11 protein-coding genes are annotated in these 9738 nt (G+C 63.2%); 6 read left to right on the top strand and 5 right to left on the bottom strand.

Going from position 1 to position 9738, the window contains the following annotated elements; translation table 11 throughout:
* Positions 1-5: 5 nt before the first annotated feature.
* The 3 genes from ABZF37_RS05210 to thiD form a co-directional block, all read right to left on the bottom strand.
* A complete protein-coding gene (locus ABZF37_RS05210; RefSeq protein ID WP_372717494.1) occupies positions 6-698 on the bottom strand; it encodes a DsbA family protein in 693 nt (230 codons plus the stop codon).
* Positions 699-732: 34 nt separating this feature from the next.
* On the bottom strand, positions 733-1515 hold the full coding sequence (locus ABZF37_RS05215) for an enoyl-CoA hydratase/isomerase family protein (protein WP_372717496.1): 783 nt from the start codon (positions 1513-1515) through the stop codon (positions 733-735).
* Between the two features lie 291 nt (positions 1516-1806).
* Entirely contained in the window at positions 1807-2607 is an 801-nt protein-coding gene (gene thiD / locus ABZF37_RS05220) for a bifunctional hydroxymethylpyrimidine kinase/phosphomethylpyrimidine kinase (RefSeq protein WP_372717498.1), read from the bottom strand.
* Positions 2608-2703: 96 nt separating this feature from the next.
* On the opposite strand from thiD, the gene ABZF37_RS05225 reads away from it, so the two are divergent.
* Both ABZF37_RS05225 and ABZF37_RS05230 read left to right on the top strand, forming a co-directional pair.
* Positions 2704-2961: a DUF2621 family protein gene (locus ABZF37_RS05225; protein ID WP_372717502.1), complete on the top strand. Its 258-nt coding sequence runs from the start codon at positions 2704-2706 to the stop codon at positions 2959-2961.
* A 312-nt stretch (positions 2962-3273) separates the two neighbouring features.
* Positions 3274-3666 carry a Rid family hydrolase gene (locus tag ABZF37_RS05230; protein WP_372717504.1) on the top strand — a complete coding sequence of 131 codons (393 nt, stop codon included), beginning with the start codon at positions 3274-3276 and terminating at the stop codon, positions 3664-3666.
* 7 nt (positions 3667-3673) lie between these two features.
* On the opposite strand, the gene ABZF37_RS05235 is transcribed toward ABZF37_RS05230, so the two are convergent.
* Together ABZF37_RS05235 and ABZF37_RS05240 are read right to left on the bottom strand one after the other, a co-directional pair.
* Positions 3674-4852, bottom strand: coding sequence for a Rieske 2Fe-2S domain-containing protein (locus ABZF37_RS05235; protein ID WP_372717506.1), 1179 nt, complete (start codon positions 4850-4852; stop codon positions 3674-3676).
* A gap of 145 nt (positions 4853-4997) precedes the next feature.
* Positions 4998-6170, bottom strand: a complete 1173-nt coding sequence (locus ABZF37_RS05240) for a Rieske 2Fe-2S domain-containing protein (protein WP_372717508.1) — start codon at positions 6168-6170, stop codon at positions 4998-5000.
* A 309-nt stretch (positions 6171-6479) separates the two neighbouring features.
* On the opposite strand from ABZF37_RS05240, the gene ABZF37_RS05245 reads away from it, so the two are divergent.
* From ABZF37_RS05245 to ABZF37_RS05260, 4 genes are all read left to right on the top strand, one after another.
* Positions 6480-7544 (top strand): hypothetical protein, encoded by a 1065-nt coding sequence (locus tag ABZF37_RS05245; protein ID WP_372717510.1) that lies wholly within the window; start codon positions 6480-6482, stop codon positions 7542-7544.
* 10 nt (positions 7545-7554) lie between these two features.
* The gene (locus tag ABZF37_RS05250; RefSeq protein ID WP_372717512.1) at positions 7555-8448 is read left to right on the top strand and encodes an SDR family NAD(P)-dependent oxidoreductase; all 894 of its coding nucleotides are present in this window, start codon (positions 7555-7557) and stop codon (positions 8446-8448) included.
* Positions 8449-8462: 14 nt separating this feature from the next.
* The gene (locus tag ABZF37_RS05255; RefSeq protein ID WP_372717514.1) at positions 8463-9320 is read left to right on the top strand and encodes an alpha/beta fold hydrolase; all 858 of its coding nucleotides are present in this window, start codon (positions 8463-8465) and stop codon (positions 9318-9320) included.
* A 125-nt stretch (positions 9321-9445) separates the two neighbouring features.
* On the top strand, positions 9446-9738 hold a 293-nt coding region (locus ABZF37_RS05260; protein ID WP_372717516.1), incomplete at its 3' end, for a Rieske 2Fe-2S domain-containing protein.

The raw sequence follows: 9738 nt of genomic DNA on the forward strand, positions 1-9738 counted from the left end.
CCGGGCTAGGCCCGGCCCACCTTGCGCCCGAAGCGGATATCGTTGAAAAACACTTCCAGCCGCTCGGTCGTGATGCGGTGGCCGAAGGTCGACCAGTACTCCCCATGGCACTGGTGCTTGCCGTTGGCGATCAGCGTCGGTGCACGCAAGATGCCGTAGCCCTTGGCGGTTTCCATGTCGCGAAAAATCTCCGCGTCCCGCGCGGTCGTGTCCTCGAAGTCCTTGCGCCAGCGCGCCACGTCCAGGCCCACGTCCCCGGCGCATCGTGCGAGTACCTCCGGATCAGCGGTGTCGATGCATTCGGTCAGATGCGCTTTTTGCGCCCGATCGAAAAAGTCCCAATGGGCGGCCTGGCCGCCCTGCTTTTCCGCCGCCTTGCAGCCGCGCTGGCTGGGCATGGAATAGGGGTAGTCGAAGGTTCGGGTCATCATCAGCCGGTAGTCGATGCGCGGATCGTTCTCGACGTCATGCGCGTCCTTCCAGTGCTGTCCGCATATCTCGGCTCTGGCCGCATCCTTGCTCGGAAAGATCTTGGTCATCAGGGTGGGATCGGTCGCCAGCGGCCACGAGCGGTGCGTCACCTCGATGTCGGGCTGCGTTGCCACCAGCGCGCGCAGGCGCTGCGAGGCGTGGAAGCACCAGCAGGACATCACGTCGTGAAAGAATTCCACCTGAATTTTCGGATCGTTGTTTGCCATTGGATTATCTCCTCCTGATCGTTGTTCCCTATTGCTAACTATTGCCCCACGTGGGTTTGCGCCTCTGTTCAAAAGCCGCCAGCCCCTCGCGCAGATCGTCGCTCGCCAACACTTTTTTCCATATCTGCCGGGCCGCCGCGGGCCAGGCCTCGCGCGGATTGTGCAGGGTGAATTTCATGCCCTGTTCAGCCCCGGCGGTGGCGAGTGGAGCATTCTTGGCTATGCGGGCGGCAAGCGCCAGGGCCGCCTGCATCAGCTGTGCATCGGGCACCACCTGATTCAGAAAGCCGATGTCCAGCATATGGCTGGCTGGATAGGGGTCGGCTGTGAGGCTCATCTCTAGCGCCCGGCGGTAGCCCACGGTTTTCCAAAGGTCGAAGTAAGAGAAGTTGGGCACGCCGACGGCCGCCTCCGGCATGCCGAATTTGGCCGACTCGATCGCGACTATCAGCGAACAGGAATGGGCCAGCCCCAGACCGCCGCCCATGCAGAAGCCGTTGACGGCTGCGATCAGCGGCTTGCGCTCCCCTTCTATCGCCTCGAACAGCGGTTGCAGGTGGTCGATGGCACCGACCCAGTCGCCGCCATCCGCGCTGCCGACGCGCATGTTCTCCAGATCGGCACCCGCACAAAAAGCCTTGCCAGTGCCGGTCAGAATGCCCACCCAGGCGTCCTGATCGGCGTCGAAGCGACGCAAGCCGTCAACGAGGGCGCCCGCGAGACCGGCGTTCAGCGCGTTCATTTTCTCGGGCCGATTCATGGTCAGAATCGCGATGTGATCTGCCCGCAGTTCGTAATTAAGCAGTCCGTCGGTCATTGCCACTTCTCCCAAAATATGTATCCGGAACCTGGCACAGCACTGGCTGTAGATCGGCTACGCCCAGTTTAATAGGCATGCGCAGGTTCGCAGCCGGCCAATCATGGCTGCACCCACTCCGAACGCTTCGGAATTCCCGTACTGCCGAGGCATTTGGCGGCACTGTGGCCCGCAATTACCGGATATGAAAGTTCTAGCGAACCTTGCGTGCCAGGACCTGCAGGACGGCAGGAGCAAGGAAAACCGGGCGGGTAAACGATGCGTCCCTTTTGGATGCGTGGTGCCCTCCAATCAGCCCCACCAGGCGTGAAAATGCTGCACCGGTCCGTGGCCATGGCCGACGTCGAGTGTGTCGGCAGCGGCAATGGCGGCAGTGAGATAGACCTTGGCTTGCGTTACTGCCTGCGGCATGGCGAGGCCGTGCGCGAGGCCCGCCGTGATAGCCGCGGACAAGGTGCAACCGGTGCCGTGCGTATTGCCGCTCGCAATGCGCGGTGCCGGTAACTCCAGAAACTCCCGGCCGTCATACAGCAGGTCGGTGCAATCGTCGCCCGGCAGGTGGCCACCTTTGACCAGCACCCACCGGGGGCCGAGCGCCTGCAGCGCCCGCGCTGCCTGGCGCATGCCAGGCAGGTCGCAGGGCGGCGGACGACCCAGCAGCGCACCTGCTTCCGGCAGGTTGGGCGTAATCAGGGTTGCCAGGGGGAGCAGCTCGCGCCGCAGTGTGTCCAGAGCCTGCGGCAGCAGCAAGGCGTCGCCGCTTGTGGCCAGCATTACCGGATCGAGTACCACATGCCGCGGCTCCCATCGGTGCAGACGGGTGGCCACCGCAGCCACGATCGGGGCATCGCCCAGCATGCCGAGTTTGACCGCGTCGACGCGAATGTCGGCGAACACGGCGTCGATCTGCGCCGCTACGAAATCGGGCTCCAGGCGGCGCACAGCCGTGACGCCGCGGGTGTTCTGGGCCGTCAGGCCACTGATCACGGCCATGCCATAGGCCCCCAGCGCCGAGAACGTCTTTAAATCGGCTTGGATGCCGGCCCCACCAGAAGGGTCCGATCCGGCCACGGTCAGAACATTAGGGATCATCACAAGGTTTGCCAGTGTCCAGAAAAGGCGCCACAATCGATTCGCCTGAACGTGTGTTCAGGCGCCAACCACCTATAACACTCAGGAGGACAGGAAATGGATTTTTCGACCGAAGGCAAGGAAATGTTCGACAAAGTAGTCGCCGATATTCCGGTAGCGTTTCGTGCCATGGCCAAGCCCCAAATCGAGAATTACGCCAAGGAAGAAGCGACCAAGCGCGGCGGCGCCAGCGTCGACGTGGATGATGTCATCCGTGGCCAGATTCGTGCGACACCGCCGTTCATGAAAGGCCAACTCAAGGATGGACTCGCCAAGCTTGGCGTGGACGCTTCCAAGTATGCCGATCTGCTCTGAGGGCGTTTTGGTGCGCTGTGTCTTCTAACTCAAGGCGAGACATGGCTGTCACACTCCCCGTGCGGCGGTCGCGTCAGGCCATTGCCGAACAGCGCCGCAACGTCCCACTAGTGGACGTTGCGGCGCTTTTTTAGGTTCAGTCCGCCACTTTCCGTATTGCCGACGCGGCGCAGGTCATGCTGGCCGTTGTAGCCCCCGCCCAGCCAAACGGGTTCCAGTCCGGCGCGGGGCAGAGCCGATTCCAAACAGGACCGGGCACCTTGGCCGCGCCCTGCCGCCCCGCCGCGCCACCCGCAACCAGGAGCATTGTCCATGAGCAACCGCACGGTACCCGCCCCGCCCCAGTTCGCCAGTAAGTTTGGCTACTCCCAGGCTCGCCGGGTCGGCGACTTCATTGCCGTATCCGGCACGCCTGCGCGCGATGCCGCTGGCGCGGTGGTCGGCGAGGGTGACGCTTATGCCCAGGCGCGGCAGGCGCTGGAAAACGTCAAGCGCAGCGTGGAGGCGCTCGGTGGGCGTATGCAGCATGTGGTGCGCACGCGCATTTACCTGATCGACATGGCCCACGTATGGGACATCGGCCGCGCGCATCTGGAATTTTTCGGTGGCATCGATCCGGCCACATCGCTGATCAAGGTGACCGGTTTCTTTGACCCGAAAATACTGCTGGAAATTGACTGTGACGCGATGGTGGTGGACGCGTGAACCTGCTTTAGCTCGCGGCCTGGAGCGAGTCGCTTTGCTGTTTTGTCACCTTGGCACCGCGCAGGTTTTCCAGCGCGTATTTTCGCCAGGCAAGCTGAAAGCCATCCGGGCGGTACAGGGGCGCCGGATCGTTTGTTCCGTCGGCCTTGGCCTTGGCATGTGAGTCCTCCACCATCCACAAGTCCTGCGCATTAAAGCGCACCATACCGGCCCAGCGGCCCCATGCGTAGAAGCGTGTGAGCCACGACAGCCGCTCCCGGCGCGTCGTCGGGTAGCCGCAGGCCACCTGGAAGTACAAATAGTGATCGGCATCGGTCTGCACAAACCACTCGTAATAGAGCGAGTCCATGATCGGAAAGTTGATCACCCGGATGATGCCCGGCAGTTTTACCGATACAAAGGTATCGATGCCGCGCAACGAGGGCATCATCCCGGTTATGTTGACAAGTTCGCCAAAGCGTTTGCGCGGCCACACGCCAAGGCCCGGGTACTGAGCGCGTTTACCCGGTGCGCCGAAGCGGTCCAACAGCCATTCACCGTCATCACCCTGGCTGCCCAGAACGGCCTGCGGATCTTCCGCGTAGCCGAAGAAGTCCACCATGCGCATGTAGGCCGAGTCGCGGTGCAGCATGGTGGCGTGGCCCAGGCCCGGGTTCTCCACGTGCCAACGCCAGTTGCCGGTGGCGACGCGACGCACCGTGCGGACAATGGTGGCCTGTTGCAGACCGGGTGGGATGTCCTGCTCCACCGGCACCGGTGGGCTGTCGGCCAGCCATATCCATACGATCCCCTGACGTTCCTCCACTGGATAGGTGCGCACGCGCAGCTTGCCGACGATGGGGCTGTCCGGGCCGTCGGTGAGCGCCGCGACCAGGCTGCCGTCACCGACATCGAAGGTCCAGCCGTGATAACGGCAGGTCAGTGTGCGCGTGCCTGGAAACTCGCATGTTCCCTTCGACAGCTGCGTACCTCGGTGCGGGCAAGCGTTGGCCAGCGCATAAACCCGACCCAGGCGGCGCAGCAGCACTACGGCATCGCCCATCAGAGTGCGTGCCACCGGCTTGTCCGTAATCTCGCGCGACAGCGCCACCGGGTGCCAGTAATTGCGCAGGCCCGCCTCGGGAATGCGCTGGTAGAACAATTCGTTGATGTGCGCGGCGTCGGTCCGGGCGTCGATGACCTTCATGGCTTTTGTCCTCGTTACTGGGCGCGGCCGCGCCGCCATGTTGCAGCCTAGCAAGGGCCCGCTTATACCGACAAGGCAGCCTGCAGGGTGCAACCGGCGTGGGTAAGCCGGTTGGTGCCTGCCGATCCGCGCTGGCGAGTCGGCACTACGACGGTGCTGAACGCGCATCCTCGAAACCTGGCACCGGCCCGCCACGCAGGTTCGCCATCGCGTACTTGCGCCAGGCCAGGTGGAAGTGATCCGGGCGAAACAGGGCGACAGGATCGTTGTGGCCTTGTTTTTTACACAGGTCGTGAGAGTCGCCGACCATGTCGATATCCTGCATGGTGAAGCGCACTATGCCAATGAAGCGGCCCCAGGCGTAGTAGTGAAACAAATACTTCAGTCGCTGTGCCACTGTCTTGGGAAAGCCGCAATCGACCTGGAAATATAGGTAATGGTCGGGGTCGGTCTGCACGAACCACTCGTAGTACATCGCGCCCTGAAATGGGTAATTGTTAATGCGCACCACGCCGGGCAGGCGAATCGAGACGATTGTGCTCACCCCCAATGTGGGTTTGAGTTCCTGGATCTGGATGACTTCACCGAAACGGCGCCGGGGCCATGGCCCAAGGCCGGGATAGTGTTCGCCTTTGCCGACGTCGTCGAACCGTTCCTGGAGCCACTCGCCGTCAAGGCCTTCGTGCATCAGGACCGGTTGCAGGCGCTTGCCATAACCAAAAAAATCCACAAACCGCATGTAGGCTGAATCGCGGTGCAGCATGGTAGCGTGACCCAGGCCCGGGTTCTCGGCGTGCCAGCGCCAGTTCCCGTAGCACTCGCGTTGGACTACATGTACCTCGCTCGCCATCAACAGGCCAGGCGGAATATCGTCCTCCACCGGGACGGGTTTGCGATCGCCCAGCCACAGCCAGACGATGCCCTGGCGTTCCTCCACAGGGTACGTCCGCAAGCGCGCCTTGCCGGTCATTGGGCTATCGGGTCCGTCAGTCAGCACGCCGACCAGCGCGCCGCTGGTGACGTCGAAGGTCCAGCCGTGGTACCGGCAGGTGAGGGTATTGCTGCCGGGAAACTCGCAGCTGCCCTTGTGCAGGCGAGTGCCGCGGTGGGGACACTCGTTGGCGACCGCGTAGATCTTGCCATTGCGCCGCAGCAGGGCCACCGGCGCGCCATGCAGGGTCTTTGGCGTCGGTTGTTCCCTGATGTCCTTTGCGCGAGCCACCGGGTACCAGTAATTGGGGATGCCCAACTCCGGAATGTGCTCGTAATAGAGCTGGTTGATGCGGGCGCTGTCGCGACCCACGTCGATCACGGCCATGGGCTACTCCTGTGCCAACCTGCGATCATGCTTCCCGCCCGCCCGATAGAGCCATCGCTGTCCTGTGCATCCGGATGTTGCGCGCTACATGTCGAGGACGAAAAGCCCGCCGAAGATGCGCTACCATCCGAGCTGCCCCCCACCTATCGCCAACCCGGATTACGGCTTTCCTCGACATTGGGAGAGCGTGGGTTGCGACGGCTTGATTTGGGTCCAAGGTCTCGCGGAGCCTAGCAGCGTGCCTTGAGTCGGGCAACCAATCCGGCGCGCATCCAAACCACGGCGCACCAGCCAAGAATGGAGGAACAAATGGCTGAAATCCTGGGCCTCACGGTTTCGGATTTTCCGTTCCTGCGCATGAAGCCGGCGAACATGCCGTGGGTGCTGTGGGGCAACCTGGCCTGGGGCTGGCGTGACAAGCCGCACTTGCGCGATCCGGCCAACTGGCCGGCGCCGATGCGCGCCGAGTGGGGCTCGGATCAGGATCAGGGCCGTACCGCCGGTGCCGCGCACCAGCTGCGCCAGCACGATCAATTCCGCACCCTGCGCCGGGCGCTGGACGATTTCCGGCCCGATCTGCTGCTGATGATGTATCGCGACGTGCACGAGACTTTTGCCGCCACTGAGCGCCCGCAGTGGTGGCTGCACACGCATGAGGCCATCCAGGTGCAGCCGTGGAATTTGTGGACCTTTTTTCGCGATAACTGGTTCGAGGAAGACCCGGGCAAGGTCGTGACCCTGCGCGGACACCCCCAAGCCGCGGATGTCCTGGCCAAACACCTGGCCAACGTTGGTATTGCGCCACGGCTCGTTCCCGAGTCGCCGCATCCGGCTGGGTTGGGCCACAACTGCATTGCCGGGACGGTGCATCTGGATTTTGACCGGCGCGAATTTGCCACACCGGTGCTGCCGCTGGGGATCGACCCCTTCCGCTTCGGGCGGGTGCGGGATGAGGAGGGCCTGAGTTCGCTCGATTTGACCCGCGACGACCCGCCGCTGACACCGCAGGGAGCCTTTGACCTGGGGGTAGAGATTGCGCGTGCGTTCAAGCCCTCGCCGTGGCGCGTGGCCATCGTTGCGGCCGGCGACTGGTCGCACGCCAACGACAGCGGCAAGGCCAATGAACGCATCCACCCTGATGTGGAAGCCGATCGCGCGCTGTTCGAGCAGTGGCAGCAGGGCGATTACGGGGCCTGGCCGCGGCAGCTTTCCTTCGAGCACTTCGAGCGCCACGCGCAGTGGGAGTTGCTGATCCCCACCGTACTGGCCGGCGCCATGAGCGACGTTGGCGCGGGCGCCCCGCGCCATGCCGACTTCCAACCCACCTGGGTGTGCAACGATAACTTCGTCACCACCATTTTCGAACCCCGCTGAGGACGCCGCCATGGGACGTTTGCAGGATCGTGTGGCGCTGGTGTTCGGCGCCAGCCCGCACATTGCCGGCACCACCGCGCACTGGTTTGCAAAGGAAGGCGCCAGGGTCGCGGTCGTGGACATTCGCGCCGAGGCTGCCGAGCGCTGCGCGGCCTTCATCAAGGGCAAGGGTTACGAGGCGCATGCGCTGGTTGGTGACCCGACGCAGGAAGCCGACGCCAAGCGGCTGGTTGCCGAGGCCGTGGCGCACTACGGGCGCGTGGACATCATGTTCAACCAGGTCGGTAACCAGTACCGCCACACCATCATGGACATGAACCTGCACGACTGGAACGCCAGCCTCACCGGCTATCTCACCGGTGGCATGCTGACCACCAAGTACACCGCCCGTGCCATGGCGGAAGCGGGTGTGGCGGGTTCTATCATCCACCTGGTGTCAGACGCAGCGCACCAGGGCGAGGCCGGCAATACCGCCTACAACGCCGCCAAGGCCGGGCTGCTCAATTTTTGCCGTGGCGCGGCCATGGAACTGGCGCCGCACCGCATCCGCGTCAACACCATCAGCCCCACCTTTATGGACCACCTGTTGTGGCAGTACCCGGCCAAGATGCTGAACCCGCGTATCCACGGCCCGCACACCATGTCCGCCGATGACTTCCTGAAGGGCATCCCCCTGGGGCGTTTTTGTAACGCGCGCGACATCGGTAACGCGGCGGTGTTCCTGGCATCGGACGAATCGTCGTTCATGACCGGACAGGATTTTCTGCTCGACGGCGGTGCCCGCGCCGGCTATTACTGCTGGCGCCCCGGCGCGCACTCGGGTATCACCACGGAAGACGCCATCCACGACCTGGAACCCCACCAGTACGGGGAACCCGCGCCGCACATCAAGATCAGCTACTGAACAGGAGTCCAGCCATGAGCAACCAGTCGTTCGTTTCCCGCTTCGTGCGTGCCGGCGCTTACAAGATGCATTACATCGAGTGGGGCGACGGCATACCGGTGGTGATGGTGCACGGTGGCGGTCCGGGCGCGGCGGGCGAGTTCGGCTGGGGCCACAACGTCGGAGCGCTGGGCCGGCATGGTCGCGCCATCGCGGTGGACCAGATCGGCTTTGGTCTGAGCGACAAGCCACTCGACAAGGAGTTCTCGCACCAGTTCATGGCCGAGCAACTGGCTGTGTTCATCGACACGCTGTGCCTGGACGAGGTGTACGTTACCGGAAACTCGCTGGGCGCCTATGTGGCAGCCCGTTACGCGCTGGACCATCCCGGCCGGGTCAAGAAACTGCTGCTGGTCAGCAGCGGCACCATCGCCACTGGCATGGGCATCGAGATGGGCATGACCCCCGGCATGAAAAAACTGGTGGCCTACGACGGCACCAAGGAAGGTCTGCGCAATTTCATCAGCGGCATCCAGCACCATCCGGAGCGGATCAGCGAGGAACGCCTGGAAAAACGCTGGCAGTACGCACAGCTACCCGGCGTGCCAGAGGTGCAGGCGTCATTCATGAATTTTTTCCGCAACCGCCGGGTCAACGAACCGCAGGCCGCGCAGTGGTTCGACCTGCGCCATCGCCTGCCCAAGCTGGACATCCCCATGCACTTCATCTGGGGCCGGCACGACGTCTTCGCCACCCCGGAAATGGCCGACCAGCTAAAGGAGCTCTTGCCCAACGCTACCTTCGAGTGGTTCGAGGACTCCGGCCATGTGTGCCAGAACGACGAGCCGGAGCTCTATAACGAAGTGGCACTGAAGTTCTTTTTTGGAGTTTGACCAGGCTGCTTGTGAGTCCGATCGGCCGGTAACGCAAACCGCCCCACCAACAAAACGTCAAACGCCGCGCTCCGGCCCTCGTCGAGACGTTTCGCATTCCCGCTTGTACGCAAGAGGAAACTGCCATGATTACGTCGGAACAGAACGAACGTCTTACCCGCGTTGGACCCGGTACGCCGGCCGGGGAACTGCTGCGCCGCTACTGGCAGGCATTGTGTCCGGTCGCGGAACTGACCGACGACAAGCCCATCAAGCCGCTGCGCCTGCTGGGCGAGGACCTGCTGGTATTCAAGGACGGCCAGGGTCGCTACGGTCTGATCGAGGCGCGCTGCAAGCATCGATGCGTGTCGCTGACGCGCGGTTTCGTTGAAGAAGACGGCATTCGCTGCGCCTACCACGGCTGGAAATACGCCACCGA

Source organism: Immundisolibacter sp. (genome assembly GCF_041601295.1).
Lineage (GTDB): Bacteria > Pseudomonadota > Gammaproteobacteria > Immundisolibacterales > Immundisolibacteraceae > Immundisolibacter.